A 16,592-nucleotide genomic window follows, 5' to 3' on the forward strand; every position below is an offset into this window, starting at 1 on the left:
TGCGTACGGGCGACACGGCCGCCGAGGGCCGCCGAGGGCCGCCACGGGCCGGACGGGGCTGCGCGGTGACCCGATGCGGTAGGGTGCCGGGCATGTTCGCGCACTCGACCCAGAACCAGAACTGGTGGTGGACCGCTTCTCCGGCGGCCCGCTGACTGCGCGTATCCCACACTTCGCGAAGGCCGCCCGAGGGGCGGCCTTCGGCGTTTCCCGGCGCCTTGGCCGTTCCTCACCCACATCGACCGGCATCGACCGGCATCGACGGAAGAGGAACCCATGGATCTGGCACGGCTGCTGCACGACCCCCGCCCCTTCGCGCTGCTGCGCCGCCGTACCCCGGGGCACGACCAGGACCTGGTCGAGGTGCTGCTCGGCCCGGTGACCACCCGCGACCGCCTGGCCGACCTGCCCGACGAGGGCCTGGCTCTCGTTCCGTTCCGGCAGATCCGCGAGCGGGGCTTCGACGTCCGCGACGACGGCACCCCGCTGCTGGTGCTGACGCCCGAGGAGGCGGGCACGGTCCCGCTCGCCGAGGCCCTGGCGCAGCTCCCCGCACACCAGGTGCGCGTCGAGGGCGGCGGCTTCGACGTCGGCGACGAGGAGTACGCGGAGATCGTCGGGCGGGTGCTGCGCGAGGAGATCGGCGCGGGCGAGGGCGCGAACTTCGTGATCCGAAGGACGTACGAGGGGGAGGTCCCGGGCTTCGGGCGGGCCGACGCGCTGGCGCTGTTCCGGCGGCTGCTGGAGGGCGAGCGGGGGGCGTACTGGACGTTCGTCGTGCACACCGGGGACCGGACGCTGGTGGGCGCCAGTCCCGAGGTGCATGTCCGCATGTCCGGCGGGACGGTCGTGATGAACCCGATCAGCGGGACGTACCGCTACCCGGCCGAGGGGCCGACGCCCGAGCACCTGCTGGGCTTCCTCGCCGACGGCAAGGAGATCGAGGAGCTGTCGATGGTCGTCGACGAGGAGCTCAAGATGATGTGCACCGTCGGCGACATGGGCGGGGTGGTCGTCGGCCCGCGCCTGAAGGAGATGGCGCACCTCGCGCACACCGAGTACGAGTTGCGCGGCCGGTCCTCCCTGGACGTGCGCGAGGTGCTCAAGGAGACCATGTTCGCCGCGACCGTCACCGGGTCGCCGGTGCAGAACGCCTGCCGGGTCATCGAACGCCACGAGAGCGGCGGGCGCGGCTACTACGCCGGCGCCCTCGCCCTTCTCGGCCGCGACTCCGGCGGCGCCCAGACCCTGGACTCCCCCATCCTCATCCGCACCGCCGACATCGACGCCGGCGGCCGGCTGCGCGTGCCGGTCGGCGCCACCCTCGTCCGCGGCTCGGACCCGGCGGGCGAGGTCGCCGAGACGCACGCGAAGGCGGCGGGCGTGCTGGCGGCGCTGGGCGTACGGCCCGCACGGCCGCGCGCCGAGCGGTCGCGGCCCCGGCTCGCCGACGACCCTCGGGTGCGGGCGGCGCTGGACGGGCGACGCGCCCTGCTCGCGCCGTTCTGGCTGCGGATGCAGAACGGGGGCTCCGCCGCACGGGCGCAGTCGGAGGCCGGGGGAAGCGCGCCGGGGCTCACCGGGCACACCCTGGTCGTGGACGGTGAGGACACCTTCACCGCGATGCTCGCGCACGTGCTGCGGTCGTCGGGACTGACCGTCACCGTGCGCCGCTACGACGAGCCCGGACTGCGCGCGGCCGTGCTCACGCACCAGGGGCCGGTCGTCCTCGGCCCCGGACCCGGCGACCCGTGCGATCCGGACGACCCGAAGATGCGGCTGCTGCGCGCGCTGGCCGCGGAGGTGCTCACCGAACACCGGCACGGCGTTCTCGGGGTCTGCCTCGGACACGAGCTGATCGCGGCCGAACTCGGCCTGGACATCGTCCGCAAGGAGGTGCCCCACCAGGGCGCCCAGACCGGGATCGACCTGTTCGGCCGGGCCGAGACCGTGGGCTTCTACAACAGCTACGTGGCGCACTGCGACGACGAGGCGCACGCCGAGCTGTCCGCGCACGGAATCGAGGTCAGCCGGAGCGCGTCCGGTGAGGTGCACGCGCTGCGCTCCGCCAGGTTCGCGTCGGTGCAGTTCCACCCCGAGTCCGTGCTGACGCTGAACGGCCAGGCGATCGTCCGCGCGCTGCTGGCCGAGCAGTTGCACGGCGCCGGCACGCACTCCGGGCCGCGGCCCGTCCGGTAACCGGGTACGCGCGCGCCGAGGGCGCCGCCGGTCAGGTCGACGGCGCCCTCGGTGCGGTCTGCGGGAGGCCGGTGGCGGGTCAGCCGAAGAAGACCCCGACCTCTTCGTACAGCTTCGGGTCGACCGTCTTCAGCTTGACGGTGGCCTCCGCGATCGGGACGCGGACGATGTCGGTGCCGCGCAGGGCGACCATCTTGCCGAAGTCGCCGTCGCGGACGCAGTCGACGGCGTGCAGCCCGAACCGGGTGGCCAGCCAGCGGTCGAAGGCGCTGGGCGTACCGCCGCGCTGGATGTGCCCGAGGACGGTGGTCCGGGCCTCCTTCCCGGTGCGTGCCTCGATCTCCTTGGCCAGCCACTCGCCGACCCCGGACAGCCGCACATGCCCGAAGGAGTCGAGCGAGGCGTCCTTCAGGACCATGTCGCCGTCCTTGGGCATGGCGCCCTCGGCGACGACGACGATCGGGGCGTACGACGCCTTGAAGCGGGAGGTGATCCAGGCGCACACCTGGTCGACGTCGAAGCGCTGCTCGGGGATGAGGATGACGTTCGCGCCGCCGGCGAGGCCGGAGTGCAGGGCGATCCAGCCTGCGTGACGGCCCATCACCTCGCAGACCAGGACCCGCATATGGGACTCGGCGGTGGTGTGCAGCCGGTCGATCGCCTCGGTGGCGATGCCGACCGCGGTGTCGAAGCCGAAGGTGTAGTCGGTGGCCGACAGGTCGTTGTCGATGGTCTTGGGCACGCCCACGCAGGGCACGCCGTACTCGTCGCTCAGCCGCGCGGCCACGCCGAGGGTGTCCTCGCCGCCGATCGCGACGAGCGCCTCGACCTCCTGCTTGGCGAGATTGTCCTTGATCCGCCGGATACCGTCCTCCTGTTTGAGGGGGTTGGTCCGCGAGGAGCCGAGGATGGTGCCGCCGCGGGGCAGGATGCCGCGCACCGCGGGGATGTCGAGACGGATGGAGTCGTTCTCGAGGGGGCCCCGCCAGCCGTCCCGGAAGCCGACGAAGTCATAGCCGTACTCCTGCACGCCCTTGCGGACGATGCCCCGGATGACGGCGTTGAGCCCGGGGCAGTCGCCGCCTCCGGTCAGTACTCCGACCCGCATGGAAAAGTCCCTTCGCCGCGGTTGCCTGGTGAAGGTCACGCTAATGGTGACGCACGTCACTTCGGCATGGGGCGGAGAGTCAATTCCTCTGAATTGTCGGGTAGTTGATCACGGCGAATCCACTCGAAAGGGTGGTTGCCGCGTGTACGCGGGTTTACTCGCCGTCGAGCCCGCGCTCTATGGCGTACCGCACCAGTTCCACCCGGTTGTGCAACTGGAGCTTGCCCAGCGTGTTCTGGACGTGGTTCTGGACCGTGCGGTGGGAAATCACCAGGCGCTCGGCGATCTGCTTGTAGCTCAGGCCCTTGGCGACCAGGCGCAGTACCTCGGTCTCGCGGTCGGTGAGCCGGGGCGCCTTCGGCTCGTCGGCGTCCGCGGCGGGCGCGGGCTCGGCGGCCAGCCGCCGGTACTCGCCGAGCACCAGGCCCGCGAGCCCCGGTGTGAACACCGGGTCGCCCACGGCCGTGCGGCGCACCGCGTCCAGCAGTTCCTGGGTCGAGGCCGACTTCAGCAGGTAGCCCGTCGCGCCCGACTTCACGGCCTCCAGCACATCGGCGTGCTCACCGCTCGCGGACAGCACCAGCACGCGCAACGCGGGGTTGGCGCCGATGAGTTCCTTGCAGACCTGGACCCCGGGCTTCGCGGGCAGGTTCAGGTCGAGCACGAGCACGTCGGGCGCGGCGGCCCTGGCGCGGCGCACCGCCTGCTCGCCGTCGCCCGCGGTGGCGACCACCTCGAAGCCTGACTCGGCAAGGTCGCGGGCCACGGCGTCGCGCCACATCGGGTGGTCGTCGACCACCATCACCCTGATCGGGCCCTGCTCCGCGCTCATCGGCTCTCTGCCTTCCCCCGTGTCCACGGCGCGCCCTTCGCGCTCTTCGTGTGCCCGCTGTCGTTCGTGGTTTTCGTGTTCTTGGGTACGTTCAGTTCGACCTCGGTGCCCTGGCCGGGCACCGAGATCAGCTCGGCGGTGCCGCCGATGTCGCGCAGCCGGCCCCGGATCGACAGGGCCACTCCGAGCCGGCCCTCCCCCTCGGCCTGGGCGAGCCGTCCCTCAGGGATGCCGGGACCGTCGTCCCGCACGGTCACGATCACCGACTCCGGCTCGTCCTCGACCAGGATCCAGGCCCGCGCGTCCTCGCCCGCGTGCCGGCGGACGTTGTCCAGCGCGGCCCCGACGGCGGCGGCCACCTCGCGGGCGGCGGCGGGCCGCAGCAGCACCGGGGCGCCCGGTTCGGCGAGGCTGACCCGGGCACCGGCGTACGGGGCGAGCAGCGCGCGCAGATCGACGGGCGCGTCGGCGTCCGTGTCCTCGTCGACGGTCCGGACGACCGCGTCCCCGGCCGGGTACCCCGCCGTATCTCCGGACGTGTCCCTCGACGCCCCGGGGACCGGGGCCAGCCCGCCGGAGACCAGGGTGCGCAGCGCCACCTCCTGCTCGCCCGCCAGCCGACCCAGTTCGGCGGCCTCGCCCCCGATGACCGCGCCGCGCCGCTGCACCATGGCCAGCACCTGGAGCACACCGTCGTGGATGTCCCGGGCCAGGCGCTCCCGTTCGCGGGTGGCCGCCTCGATCTCCAGGGCACGGGCGAGGGTGCGCTCGGAGGCGCGGGCGACCTCGACGACGTAGCCGATGGCGATGGAGGCGACCCAGACCAGGATCACGTTGTGCACGGTGTCGCGGGCCGGGGAGCCGCGCTCGACCAGGTTGGCGGCGGCGACCGCGGTGGAGGCGGCGGCGGCCCAGCGCCAGCCGCCCTTGACGGCGAAGGCGAGGACGGCACCGGCGGTCCAGATCGACGGCAGGGTCGGACCGCCGTTCGCGATCCGCGCCGGGGCGTCGGCGACGGGGGTGAGGAGGATGCCGGTCAGCGCCAGGGCGAGGTCGGCGGCCAGGAAGCGCTTGGTGCAGCTCGCGGCGTTCGCGACCTTGGGCAGCGTGGCCAGGGTCCACACGGACAGCACGCAGTAGTAGGCGATGGCGACCCAGGGGCGCGGGAACCGCCCGTAGCCGGTGGCGAACAGGCCGACCGCGTAGAGCATGGTCAGCACCCGGTATCCGGCGAGCGCGCGCCACAGCGGCTGCTCGACCGACATCCTCATCACGCGTTGCCGCTTCGGCATGTCCCCCCCTGGCGGTTCGCCCTACTCCGCCGGCTTCTCCTTCTCGGCCTCTTCCGTCCCGGCCGGCCCGGGCGACGCCTTCGCCGCCTCCTGGGCCTTGTCGGCCGCCTTCCCTGCCGCTTTCCCCGCCTTCTCCGCTTCCTTCTCGGCCTTGGCCGCCTCCGCGAACTGCCGCTTGGCCGCGGTCGCGTAGATGTCGACGTACTCCTGGCCGGAAAGCTTCATGATCTCGTACATGACCTCGTCCGTCACCGCCCGCAGCACGAAACGGTCGTGCGCGAGGCCCTGGTAGCGGCTGAAGTCCAGCGGCTTGCCGATGCGTATGCCCGGGCGCATCAGCTTGGGGACGACCTTCCCGGGAGGCTGGATCTTCTCCGTGTCGATCATGGCGACCGGGATGACGGGCGCTCCGGTGGCCAGGGCGACGCGGGCCAGGCCGCCCGGCTTGCCGCGGTAGAGGCGGCCGTCGGGCGAACGGGTGCCCTCCGGGTAGATGCCGAACAGCTCGCCGCGTTCCAGCACCTCTATGCCGCTCTTCACCGCCGCCTCGCCCGCGCCGCGCGACCCGGAGCGGTCCACGGGGAGCTGGCCCACGCCCTTGAAGAACGCGGCCGTCAGCCGGCCCTTCACACCGGGCGTGGTGAAGTACTCGGCCTTCGCGATGAAGGTGACCTTGCGGTGGAGCACCGAAGGCAGGAAGAAGGAGTCCGAGAAGGACAGGTGATTGCTCGCCAATATGGCGGGGCCCTCGGCCGGGATGTTCTCCATGCCTTCCACCCAGGGCCGGAAGGCGAGCTTCAGCGGTCCCCCGATGGCGACCTTCATCGTGCCGTAGAACAACCGAGTGCCTTCCTGTGTGTGTCGATCAGACGATACCGCCGGGTGCGGCCTGTGGGACCGACGGCCCTGGTCGGTGTCAGTGCGGTCGCGTACGGTGAAGTACCTGCAATCGACGACCACAGGAGAGCAACGTGCCGGTGCTCCCCGGAGCCGAGCCGTTCCGCCACGAGGGCGGGGAGGTCGGCGTCCTCCTCTGCCACGGCTTCACCGGTTCCCCCCAGTCCCTGCGCCCCTGGGCGCGGTACCTCGCCGAGCGCGGTCTGACCGTCTCGCTCCCGCTGCTGCCCGGGCACGGCACACGCTGGGAGGACATGCAGCTCACCGGCTGGCCGGACTGGTACGCGGAGGTGGACCGCGAGCTGCGTGTCCTGCGCGAGTCCTGCGCGCGGGTGTTCGTGGCCGGACTGTCCATGGGCGGCGCGCTGGCGCTGCGGCTGGCCGCCCGGCACGGGGACGCGGTCGCGGGCGTCGTGGTCGTCAACCCGGCCAACAAGGTGCACGGACTGTCCGCGTACGCCCTGCCGGTGGCCCGCCATGTCGTACGGACCACGAAGGGCATCGCGAGCGACATCGCCCTGGAGGGCGCCGCCGAGCTGGGGTACGACCGGGTGCCGCTGCACGCCGCGCACTCGCTCAGGAACTTCTTCCGGATGGTCGACGGCGAGCTGCCGCAGGTCACCCAGCCGCTGCTGCTTCTGCGCAGCCCGCAGGACCATGTGGTGCCGCCGGTCGACTCGGCCCGGATCCTCGGCCGGGTCTCCTCCACGGACGTCACGGAGGTCCTGCTGGAACACAGCTACCACGTCGCGACGTTGGACCATGACGCGGACCGGATCTTCGAGGAGAGCTACTCCTTCGTCGGCCGGCTCGCACCCAGTGTCGGCAAGGAAGGGACGACGGCAGGTGGCTGAGCACGACTCCGACCGCGAGAACCTCGACGGCCGCGAGCCGGTGGAACCGGCCGAACCGGTCACGCCTGCCGGGCCTGTCGGGCCGGCCGAACCTGCGGGGCCGGCCGAACCTGCCGGGCCGGCCGAGCAGCGCGCCGAGCCCGGTGTGCCCGCCGGGAAGGAAGACGCCGCCTTCGACGAGGCGGCCGCGTGGGCGGCGATCGTCGCCGCGTACGGCGAGGAGCCGCCGGACCCACCGGGCTCCAGGCCGTTCCGGTCGATCGAGGACCTGGCGCTGCCGCCGGACCCCGGGGCACCCGACGAGAAGCTGTGGAAGGAGAGGAAGGACAGCAAGAGCAAGGACGCCGAGGGCGACAAGAACGACGAGGACGGCAAGGGCGAGGCGAGCCAGGAGGGCCCGGCCGGCCGGCTGGGCGGTTCGGTCTCCTTCGCTCCCGGTGTCGGCAACCCCGGTGCCGGGCCGCGCGACTACTCGCTCGCCGAACCGTCCGACGACGACTTCGACAAGGACGACGAGGGCCACTTCGTCCCGCCGGAGCCGCCGCCGCTGCCCTCCGCCGACCCGACCGCGAAGTTCGCCTGGCTCGCGGTGGTCGGCGGGCCCGTCCTGCTCCTGCTGGCCGTCCTGTTCGGCTGGGACATGACGTGGTGGCTCACCCTGCTCGGCATAGGCGGTTTCCTGGGCGGCTTCGCGACGCTGGTGATGCGTATGAAGCCGGGCGACGACGACGAGGACGACCCGGGCCGCGGGGCGGTGGTCTGAGCCCCGGCGCCGGCGGCCGACCGGCCGCCGGCCCCGCGAACCGGCCTGATCCAAACGAAAGGCCCTAAGCAAGCGCCGGGACCCTGAGGGCGGCCAGCACCGGTAGATGGTCCGTGGCCGCCCTCAAGTCCGCCTCCGTCACGCCGGGCCGGCCGAGGGGCACCCCGCAGCCGAGGACCTCGACGCCGCGGGTGGCGAAGACCGCGTCGATGCGCCGGTGCGGATCGGCGGACGTCCAGGTGTCCTCCGCGCCCCAGGGGGCGGTGGCCCAGCCGTCCTGGAGCGAGCCGGCCAGCCGCCGGAACGCCGGCCCGTCCGGCCGCTCGTTGAGGTCGCCGCCCGCCACCGCGTGCTCCACGCCCATCCCGGCCAGCCGGTCCAGGAGCACACCGGCCTGCTCGTACCGCTCGTCCGCGTCGAGCGAGAGGTGGCAGCTGACGACACCGAGCCGGGCGCCCCCGAACCGGACGACCGCCGTCGCGAGGCCCCGCCGGTGCAGCCCGGGGGTGAGCGGCAGCAGTACGTCCTCGGTGCGCTCCACGACGGCCCGGAGCGAGCAGAGGATCGCCGGGCCCGCGGCCGTCGCGCCGCCGGTGAGGACCACCAGGTCGGAGGCCGCCGCGAGCCGGGCCAGCTTCTTGCGCCAGCGGAAGAAGCGCGGTGCCTCCTGGACGAGGACGAGATCGGGCGCGCAGGCGCGGATCACCCGGGCCAGCGCCTCGGTGTCGTCCCGCATCGACCGGATGTTGTGGCTCAGGACGCGGATGACGGCGGAACCATCGGACTCCGTGCGGGAGTTGGGCAGCAACATGACGATCAACATACGCCGCGGCCGGCTCGGCCACGGTACGGCTCCAGTACGGCGGCGCCCACCGGTCCCGGCCGGACGGGGACGGTGGGCGCGCTCGAGGTGCGACCGGCACTACATGATCGGGTCGGGCTCCCGGGCGAGGTCCGCCGCGCCCACCAGGCCGGCCTTGTTGCCGAGTTGGGCGGCGAGGACGTCGGCGACCGGACGCCAGTTGCCGCCGACCAGCCAACGCTTGTAGGACTTGCGGATCGGCTCCAGGACCAGCTCGCCCTCGTCGGAGAGACCGCCGCCGACGATGAACGCGGACGGGTCGAACAGCGAGGCCAGGTCGGCCAGGCCGGCGCCCACCCAGCGGGCCAGCTCGCGGTAGGAGTCGACGGCCACCGGGCAGCCCTGGCGGGCGGCCATGGAGATGTGCTTGCCCTCGATGCCGTCGGGGGTGCCGTCACCGAGGGCGAGCAGCACCTCCGCGCTCTCGGGGGCGGCGTTGGCGCGCTGCTTGGCGTACCGCACCAGGGCGCGCCCGGAGGCGTACTGCTCCCAGCAGCCCTGCGAGCCGCAGCCGCACAGCAGGCCGTCCGGGACCATCCGGATGTGGCCGAACTCGGCGGCCACGCCGAAGTGGCCGCGGCGCAGCTTGTTGCCGATGACGATGCCGCCGCCCAGGCCGGTGCCGAGCGTGATGCAGATGACGTTGCGGTGGCCCTTGCCGGCGCCGAACTTGTACTCGCCCCAGGCCGCGGCGTTGGCGTCGTTCTCCACGACGACCGGCAGGCCGACGCGCGCCTCGACCTCCTCCTTCAGCGGCTCGTTGCGCCAGTCGATGTTGGGCGCGAAGTAGACCGTGGAGCGCTGCCGGTTGACGTATCCGGCGGCGCCGATGCCCACACCGACGATCTCGTGCCCCGCGCGTGCGCCCTCCACCGCCGAGGCGATGGCGTCCACGATGGCCTCGGGCGTACCGGGGGTCGGCACCTTGAAGGTCGAGAGGATGTTGCCTTCCTCGTCGACCACGCCGGCCGCGATCTTCGTGCCGCCGATGTCGACGCCGATGGTGAGTCCCATGAATCCCTCAGTTCCGGTCGAGCCCCGCTACGGCAACCGTACCCGAGGCCCTGCCGTCGGATTCGCGTCGTCCGGACGGTGGTCCAAGTCGTCCGGCCGGTCGGTCCGATCAGTCCAGGTCGATGCGCTCGCCGCCGCCGGTGCCCTCCCCGGGGTCGCGGCGGTCGTCGGAGCCGGTGTCCGGCTCGCCGAGTTCGTCCCGCGGGGACTCGCCCGTGCCGGACGACGTCCAGCGGCGCTCCTGGGACTCGACGGCCGAGCGGTACGCGGCGAGGAGTTCGCCGCCGGCCGCCGCCAGGTGTTCGAAGACCTCGGGGTTGCGCTCCACGACCGGCTCGACGGCCGCCTTGGCCTGCTGGGCCATCTGCCGTACCACCTGCTCGGCCGCGGGTCCGGCGAGGGCGCCCAGCAGCGGTGCCTGGAGCGACGACAGCCTGTCGGCGACGGTGTCGACGAACTTGCGCAGTTCCTCGGCGGCCGAGCCCGGCGGCGGGCCGTACCGCCCGCGGCGGCGGGCCTGCTCCGCGGCGAGGTCCTCGGCGCAGGCCGTGGACCACGCGTCGGCGTCCGTGGCGCGCCGCTCCCCCGCATTCCCGGCTGCGCTCGAACGGGGGGTGTCCCCGCGGCCGCCGGGCTCCTCCTGAGCGGCGTCGTCCCGAGCGGCGTCGGACGGTGGGCGCTCTTCGCTCATGGCGGACTCCTGACTACGGTTCGTCCCTACGACGTTACCCGAACGGCGGTACGCGGTTCATCTCTCGCGGGGCCACAGCGCGGGGTCCGGCGCGAACCGGATCCGCAGCTCGCCGTCGCGCAGGGCGGCCCCGTCGACGGTGCACCGGCGCAGCGCCGAGGGCAGCGGTACGACACGGCGGAACGGCCCGGCGGTGACCGCGAGTTCGTCGCCGAGCCGGATGAGGTCCAGTTCCTCGCGTATGGCGCCGGGCAGCGGGATGTGCCACACGAGGACCCCGTCCTCGGCGAGCCGGTCGGTCAGGGGCCACTCGACCGGCGCGCTCGCCGGGCTCGCGCCGGGCACGGCGAGGGCGGCGAGATCGTCCAGGCCGCGCGGGTCCCGGCCCAGGTGGGCGGCGGGGTGGACGGCGTACGTCTCCCGCCACTCGTCGAGGGTCTTGCGCTGCTGTGCGACCGGGCCGGCCAGCCAGGAGTCCGCGGCGGCCTCCGGCAGGACCCGGCCGGCGACCAGGCACTCCACGGCCAGCCCGCGCACGGCCAGGCCCAGGGCGGCGCTCCGGACCGCGTCGGCGCCGGCCGGACCGGGCTCGGCGACCAGGCGTACGTGGGTGGCGCGGTCGGCGAGGACCGCGGCCACGGCGGCCAGTTCGACGTCCCAGCGTCCCGCCGTCTCGTACAGCCACTCGGCCGGCATGGGGACGCCGGCGAGGCGGCCGAGCACCGGCCGCAGGGCGCGGGCCGCCTGCCGCTCGGGCGGGAGCAGCCGGCGCAGATAGCGGCGCAGTTCCTCGGGCAGCGCGAGCAGGGCGAGTGCCTGCGGCGCCGGGGGCAGGTCGACGACCAGCAGCTCGAACCGCTCCGACAGGGCCGCGTCGCGCAGCGCGCGCAGCAGGGCGAGTTCCTCGGCGCCCGGCAGCGGGGTGACCTCCTCGGCGTCCAGGCGGGAGGCCCCGAGGAGGTCCAGTACGTTGCCCGCGCGGTCCTGGAAGGCGGTGAGGTCGGCCCGGAAGCCGGCCGCCGCGTCGGGGCGCCAGGCTGTCAGCCGCGGCGCGACGGGCACCGGCTCCGCACCCGTCGGCACCCCGAGCGCCGCGCCGAGGGAGTCCGTGCGGTCGGCGCTGAGCACGAGGGTGTCGACGCCGTCACGGGCGGCGGTCAGGGCGGTGGCGGCGGAAACGGTCGTACGGCCGCTGCCGCCCGGACCCGTGATCAGGAGGGTGCGCATGACGTTGAACGGTAGCTGGCTTTGACGGCTCGGTCGCCCACGGGCGCCCTCCGCCGGTGTCGGCGGCGCGCCCTCCGGCTCCCTCGCGGCAGGCGCCCTGCGACGCGTGTCGCGGGTGCGTCCCCGCTGTCGGCCCGGGAGCGCCCGCGGGCCGCCCGGGCCCTACTTCTCGCCCGACTCCACGCGCATCTTCAGGCCCGCGAGCGCGCGGTCGATGATGACCTTCTCGGCCTTGCGCTTGATCATGCCGAGCATCGGGATCTTGACGTCGACGGTGAGGCGGTACGTCACCTCGGTGGCGTACACGCCCGCGGGCCTGAGGACGTAGGAGCCGTCCAGGGAGCGCAGCATCTGGGATTTCACCAGGGTCCAGGAGACCTCGTGGTCACCGGTCCAGGTGTACGCGAGGGTCTGGTCGTCCTTGATGGCGCCCGCGTCCATGACGAGGCGGACCTGATGGGCTCGGCCCTGGTCGTCGGTCTTGAGGACCTCGGCCTCCTTCACCTCGCCGGTCCAGTCGGGGTAGCGGGCGAAGTCGGCGATCACCCCCATGACCTCGGCCGGTGGCGCCTCGATCGTGATGCTCGAGCTGGTGTGTTCCGCCATCGCCGTGGCTCCTCCAGATGCGGGCCGGTAGTGCGGCCGGGTGAGGCCGGTGGTGCGCTCCTCGTGCGCATGTGTGTGCAGCGTGAAGGCTACCGCGCGCCCGACCGCCGAACTCCACCCCCACCTGCGCGATCGGCCGGAATGCTCACCATTCGAGCGCCCAGGGCCGGCCGCTCCCGGCGAAGTGCCCCACGTTCACGCATTCGGTCGTGCCGATCCGCATCCGCCGTACCAGCGGCTGGTGGACATGGCCGAAGAGGGCGTACCGGGGCCGGGTGCGGCGGATGGCCTCCAGCAGGGCGCGGCTGCCCCGTTCGAAGCGGCGCGCGACGGTGTCGTAGACGAGTTCCGGCACCTCGGGCGGGATGTGCGTGCACAGTACGTCGACCTCGCCGACCGCCTCGATCTTCGCCGCGTACTCCTCGTCGCCGATCTCGAACGGGGTGCGCATGGGGGTGCGCAGGCCGCCGCCGACGAAGCCGAAGACACGGCCGCCGATCTCCACCCGCTGCCCGTCGAGCACGGTGGTGCCCTCGCGGGCGTACTCCTGCCACAGGCCCGGCATGTCGACGTTGCCGTAGGTGGCGTACGTCGGGGTGGGGAACGCGGCGAAAAGTTCCGCGTACTGCTTGCGCACCGCCTGTTCCATCACCGTGGCCCGGTCGCCGTCGATGCCCGCCCACAGCCGGGCGCCGAACTCGCGTGCCTCGGCGAAGCGGCGGGCGGTGCGCAGCGCGACGATGCGGTCGGCGTTCTCCACCCCGAACAGGTCGGGGAAGATCCCGCGCGAGTGGTCGGCGTAGTCGAGGAAGAGGATCAGGTCGCCGAGGCACACCAGGGCGTCGGCGCCCTCTCCGGCCCGGGCCAGGTCGCGCGCGTTGCCGTGCACGTCGCTGACCACATGGATGCGCGTTCTGCCGTGACGGGCCGGTGTGGGTGCCATGACGATCAAGCGTAGGCGGGCGTGGCATACGTGAACAGTGGCGGCCGGAAACGGCGTTACTGGCCGGTCATTCGGCGGGTCGACTACTGTGCGCAGGGGAACATCGATCCGTGTGACGCAGCGAACATCTCGCCGGGTCCCCTGTCGAAGAAGCATACCGACGGGTAACGTCCGGCCCGTCCAGTCGTTTCTGGATTTCAACAACGTCGTGGCGCCGGCGCCCTATGAGGAGCAGCAGTCTTGCGCGAGTTCAGCCTTCCGGCTCTGTACGAGGTCCCTGCGGACGGGAATCTGACCGACATCGTCCGCAGAAACGCCGCGCAGCATCCCGACGTCGCCGTCATCGCGCGCAAGGTGGACGGCGCCTGGCGGGACGTCACGGCACGGGCCTTCCTCGCCGAGGTGCACGCCGCCGCCAAGGGCCTGATCGCCTCCGGCATCCAGCCCGGCGACCGGGTGGGCCTGATGTCCCGTACGCGCTACGAGTGGACACTGCTGGACTTCGCGATCTGGAGCGCGGGCGCGGTCACCGTGCCGGTGTACGAGACCAGTTCGCCGGAGCAGGTGCGGTGGATCCTCGGCGACTCGGGCGCGACCGCGTGCATCGTGGAGCTGGACCAGCACGCCGCCGCCGTCGACGCGGTGCGCGACACGCTGCCCGCGCTGAAGAGCGTCTGGCAGATCGAGGACGGCGGGATCGAGGAGCTCGGCCGGGCCGGTCGGGACATCAGCGACGCCATGGTGGAGGAGCGCGGCTCGCTGGCGAAGGCCGACGACCCGGCGACCATCGTGTACACCAGCGGCACCACCGGCCGGCCCAAGGGCTGCGTGCTCACCCATCGCGCCTTCTTCGCCGAGTGCGGCAACGTCGTGGAGCGGCTGCGCCCGCTGTTCCGCACCGGCGAGTGCTCGGTGCTGCTCTTCCTGCCGCTGGCGCACGTCTTCGGCCGGCTGGTCCAGGTCGCCCCGATGATGGCGCCGATCAAGCTGGGCTGCGTACCGGACATCAAGAACCTCACCGACGAGCTGGCCGCGTTCCGCCCCACGCTGATCCTCGGTGTCCCGCGGGTCTTCGAGAAGGTCTACAACGGGGCGCGCGCCAAGGCGCAGGCGGACGGCAAGGGCCGGATCTTCGACAAGGCGGCCGACACGGCGATCGCCTACAGCAAGGAGCTGGACAGCCCCTCGGGGCCCTCGCTCGGGCTGCGGATCAAGCACAAGGTGTTCGACAAGCTGGTCTACAGCAAGCTGCGCGCGGTGCTCGGCGGGCGCGGGGAGTACGCCATCTCCGGCGGCGCCCCGCTCGGCGAGCGCCTCGGGCACTTCTACCGCGGTATCGGCTTCACGGTCCTGGAGGGCTACGGCCTGACCGAGTCCTGCGCGGCGACCGCCTTCAACCCCTGGGACCGGCAGAAGATCGGCACGGTCGGCCAGCCGCTGCCCGGCTCGGTGATCCGCATCGCGGACGACGGGGAGGTGCTGCTGCACGGCGAGCACCTGTTCAAGGAGTACTGGAACAACCCCGGCGCGACCCGGGAGGCGCTGGCCGACGGCTGGTTCCACACCGGTGACATCGGCACCCTCGACGAGGACGGCTACCTCAGGATCACCGGCCGCAAGAAGGAGATCATCGTCACCGCGGGCGGCAAGAACGTCGCCCCGGCCGTGATCGAGGACCGGATCCGGGCGCACGCGCTGGTCGCGGAGTGCATGGTGGTGGGCGACGGGCGGCCGTTCGTGGGCGCGCTGGTCACCCTCGACGAGGAGTTCCTGCGCCGCTGGTGCGCCGAGCACGGCAAGCCGGCGGACTCCACGGCGGCGGCGCTGCGCGACGACCCGGACCTGAACGCGGCGATCCAGGCGGCGGTCGACGACGGCAACGCCGCGGTGTCGAAGGCGGAGTCGGTGCGGAAGTTCCGCATCCTGCCCTCCCAGCTCACGGAGGACTCGGGGCACCTCACCCCGTCGCTGAAGCTCAAGCGGAACGTGGTGGCGCAGGACTTCGCGGACGAGATCGAGGCGCTCTACGCCAAGTAGCGCGCCGCTCCCCTACAGCAGTTCCTGGAGCCGCTGGGCCAGCAGGTCCCACCGCCACCTCTCCTCGACCCAGGAGCGTCCGCGCTCCCCCATGCGGCGGCGCAGTTCGGCGTCTCCCAAGAGCGTGACGACGCGGTCGGCGGCCTGCTCGGGGGAGCCGCCGCGCACGACCCAGCCGGTCTCGCCGTCGAGCACCGCATCGGGGGCGCCGCCGGAGTCCCCGGCGACGACGGGCAGCCCGGTCGCGGACGCCTCCAGGTAGACGATGCCGAGCCCCTCGACGTCGAGTCCGCCGCGCCGGGTGCGGCAGGGCATGGCGAAGACGTCGCCGGCGCCGTAGTGCGCGGGCAGCTCGGCCCAGGGCACCGCGCCCGTGAAGCGCACGGAGCCGGACACCCCGGTCTGCGCCGCCAGGGCGCGCAGTTCCTTCTCGTACGGGCCACCGCCGACGATCAGCAGCACGGTGTCCGGTTCGGCGGCCAGGATCCGGGGCATGGCCCGGATCAGCGTGTCCTGTCCCTTGCGCCTGACCAGCCGTGAGACGCACACGACCACCGGCCGGTCGGTGAGCCCGAGCCGGGCCCGCACCTCGTCTCCGCCCGAGCCGGGGTGGAACGTCTTCTCGTCCACGCCCGGGGGCAGTTGCGCCATCCGGCCGGCCGCCTCGGGCGTCAGCGCGGCGGCGATCCGGGAGCGGGTGTACTCGCCGAGGTAGGTGATGGTGTCCGTCGACTCCCCGACGCGGCGCAGGAGTCCGCGCGCTGCGGGCAGTTGCGCCCACCCCGCCTCGTGTCCGTGGGTGGTGGCCACCAGCCGCTCGGCGCCCGCCCTCCGCAGGGCCGGCGCCATCAGCCCGAGCGGCGCCGCCGCCCCGAACCACACCGCGGTGCACCCGTGTTCGCGCAGCAGCCCGACCGCGCGCCGGGTCGCGCCCGGCGTCGGCAGCAGCATCGTCGTACGGTCGCGTACGACGGTGAAGGGCTGCTCCGCGTCGAAGGCGGCCGTCGCCTCGGCACCCTCCCGGCCCCGCTTCCAGGTGGAGGCGTAGACGACCACTCGCTCCGGGTCCAGCCGCAGCGCCATATTGTGCAGAAACGCCTGGATACCACCCGGCCGGGGCGGAAAGTCGTTGGTCACGATAAGGGTCTTACGCACATCGGCCGACCCTACCGAACCCGGCCGGGATGCCCGGCCACGGCCGTGCCACCCGCCCCGCACCGACCACCCGGGAGATCATGTGCCCCACAGCACGAACCGCGCGTACCGG

Annotated in this window: 15 protein-coding genes; 4 read left to right on the forward strand and 11 right to left on the reverse strand. The window is 73.0% G+C overall.

Features of this window, described 5'->3' with window-relative positions:
* The first annotated feature begins 276 nt into the window (after window positions 1–276).
* Window positions 277–2,199, forward strand: coding sequence for an anthranilate synthase family protein (locus ACIQFZ_RS11595; protein ID WP_402691129.1), 1,923 nt, complete (start codon window positions 277–279; stop codon window positions 2,197–2,199).
* Window positions 2,200–2,278: 79 nt separating this feature from the next.
* Here ACIQFZ_RS11595 and ACIQFZ_RS11600 read toward each other — a convergent pair whose 3' ends face one another.
* The 4 genes from ACIQFZ_RS11600 to ACIQFZ_RS11615 all read right to left on the reverse strand — a co-directional run bounded on the left by ACIQFZ_RS11600 (window position 2,279) and on the right by ACIQFZ_RS11615 (window position 6,256).
* Complete coding sequence (locus ACIQFZ_RS11600; RefSeq protein WP_376653029.1) at window positions 2,279–3,307, reverse strand: 6-phosphofructokinase; 1,029 nt, start codon at window positions 3,305–3,307, stop codon at window positions 2,279–2,281.
* A 154-nt stretch (window positions 3,308–3,461) separates the two neighbouring features.
* Window positions 3,462–4,139, reverse strand: a complete 678-nt coding sequence (locus ACIQFZ_RS11605; RefSeq protein ID WP_365774442.1) for a response regulator transcription factor — start codon at window positions 4,137–4,139, stop codon at window positions 3,462–3,464.
* Window positions 4,136–5,431 carry a MacS family sensor histidine kinase gene (macS, locus tag ACIQFZ_RS11610; RefSeq protein ID WP_402691130.1) on the reverse strand — a complete coding sequence of 432 codons (1,296 nt, stop codon included), beginning with the start codon at window positions 5,429–5,431 and terminating at the stop codon, window positions 4,136–4,138. Before macS ends, ACIQFZ_RS11605 begins: the two co-directional genes overlap by 4 nt.
* Before the next feature lie 21 nt (window positions 5,432–5,452).
* Complete coding sequence (locus tag ACIQFZ_RS11615) at window positions 5,453–6,256, reverse strand: lysophospholipid acyltransferase family protein (protein ID WP_365434800.1); 804 nt, start codon at window positions 6,254–6,256, stop codon at window positions 5,453–5,455.
* A 146-nt stretch (window positions 6,257–6,402) separates the two neighbouring features.
* Between ACIQFZ_RS11615 and ACIQFZ_RS11620 the strand changes: the two genes are divergently transcribed.
* Both ACIQFZ_RS11620 and ACIQFZ_RS11625 read left to right on the forward strand, forming a co-directional pair.
* Window positions 6,403–7,182 carry an alpha/beta fold hydrolase gene (locus ACIQFZ_RS11620; RefSeq protein ID WP_365434792.1) on the forward strand — a complete coding sequence of 260 codons (780 nt, stop codon included), beginning with the start codon at window positions 6,403–6,405 and terminating at the stop codon, window positions 7,180–7,182.
* The gene (locus ACIQFZ_RS11625; RefSeq protein ID WP_365434795.1) at window positions 7,175–7,945 is read left to right on the forward strand and encodes a hypothetical protein; all 771 of its coding nucleotides are present in this window, start codon (window positions 7,175–7,177) and stop codon (window positions 7,943–7,945) included. Before ACIQFZ_RS11620 ends, ACIQFZ_RS11625 begins: the two co-directional genes overlap by 8 nt.
* 64 nt (window positions 7,946–8,009) lie before the next feature.
* Here ACIQFZ_RS11625 and ACIQFZ_RS11630 read toward each other — a convergent pair whose 3' ends face one another.
* From ACIQFZ_RS11630 to ACIQFZ_RS11655, 6 genes are all read right to left on the reverse strand, one after another.
* Window positions 8,010–8,768 carry an endonuclease/exonuclease/phosphatase family protein gene (locus tag ACIQFZ_RS11630; protein WP_376395280.1) on the reverse strand — a complete coding sequence of 253 codons (759 nt, stop codon included), beginning with the start codon at window positions 8,766–8,768 and terminating at the stop codon, window positions 8,010–8,012.
* 99 nt (window positions 8,769–8,867) lie between these two features.
* Window positions 8,868–9,821: an ROK family glucokinase gene (locus ACIQFZ_RS11635; RefSeq protein WP_365422412.1), complete on the reverse strand. Its 954-nt coding sequence runs from the start codon at window positions 9,819–9,821 to the stop codon at window positions 8,868–8,870.
* Window positions 9,822–9,930: 109 nt separating this feature from the next.
* Window positions 9,931–10,512, reverse strand: a complete 582-nt coding sequence (locus tag ACIQFZ_RS11640; protein WP_383056119.1) for a DUF5304 domain-containing protein — start codon at window positions 10,510–10,512, stop codon at window positions 9,931–9,933.
* Between the two features lie 57 nt (window positions 10,513–10,569).
* Window positions 10,570–11,739, reverse strand: a complete 1,170-nt coding sequence (locus ACIQFZ_RS11645) for an ArsA family ATPase (RefSeq protein WP_383056122.1) — start codon at window positions 11,737–11,739, stop codon at window positions 10,570–10,572.
* A gap of 162 nt (window positions 11,740–11,901) precedes the next feature.
* A complete protein-coding gene (locus tag ACIQFZ_RS11650) occupies window positions 11,902–12,345 on the reverse strand; it encodes an SRPBCC family protein (RefSeq protein WP_365422405.1) in 444 nt (147 codons plus the stop codon).
* A gap of 145 nt (window positions 12,346–12,490) precedes the next feature.
* Window positions 12,491–13,288, reverse strand: a complete 798-nt coding sequence (locus ACIQFZ_RS11655) for a metallophosphoesterase (RefSeq protein WP_376650983.1) — start codon at window positions 13,286–13,288, stop codon at window positions 12,491–12,493.
* A gap of 240 nt (window positions 13,289–13,528) precedes the next feature.
* Between ACIQFZ_RS11655 and ACIQFZ_RS11660 the strand changes: the two genes are divergently transcribed.
* Window positions 13,529–15,325, forward strand: coding sequence for an AMP-dependent synthetase/ligase (locus ACIQFZ_RS11660; RefSeq protein WP_365774450.1), 1,797 nt, complete (start codon window positions 13,529–13,531; stop codon window positions 15,323–15,325).
* A 12-nt stretch (window positions 15,326–15,337) separates the two neighbouring features.
* Here ACIQFZ_RS11660 and ACIQFZ_RS11665 read toward each other — a convergent pair whose 3' ends face one another.
* Window positions 15,338–16,480 (reverse strand): glycosyltransferase family 4 protein, encoded by a 1,143-nt coding sequence (locus tag ACIQFZ_RS11665; RefSeq protein ID WP_402691131.1) that lies wholly within the window; start codon window positions 16,478–16,480, stop codon window positions 15,338–15,340.
* Window positions 16,481–16,592 lie beyond the last annotated feature (112 nt).

The sequence above is a fragment of the Streptomyces sp. NPDC093064 genome (assembly GCF_044754605.1).
In the GTDB taxonomy this organism is placed as follows: Bacteria; Actinomycetota; Actinomycetes; order Streptomycetales; family Streptomycetaceae; genus Streptomyces.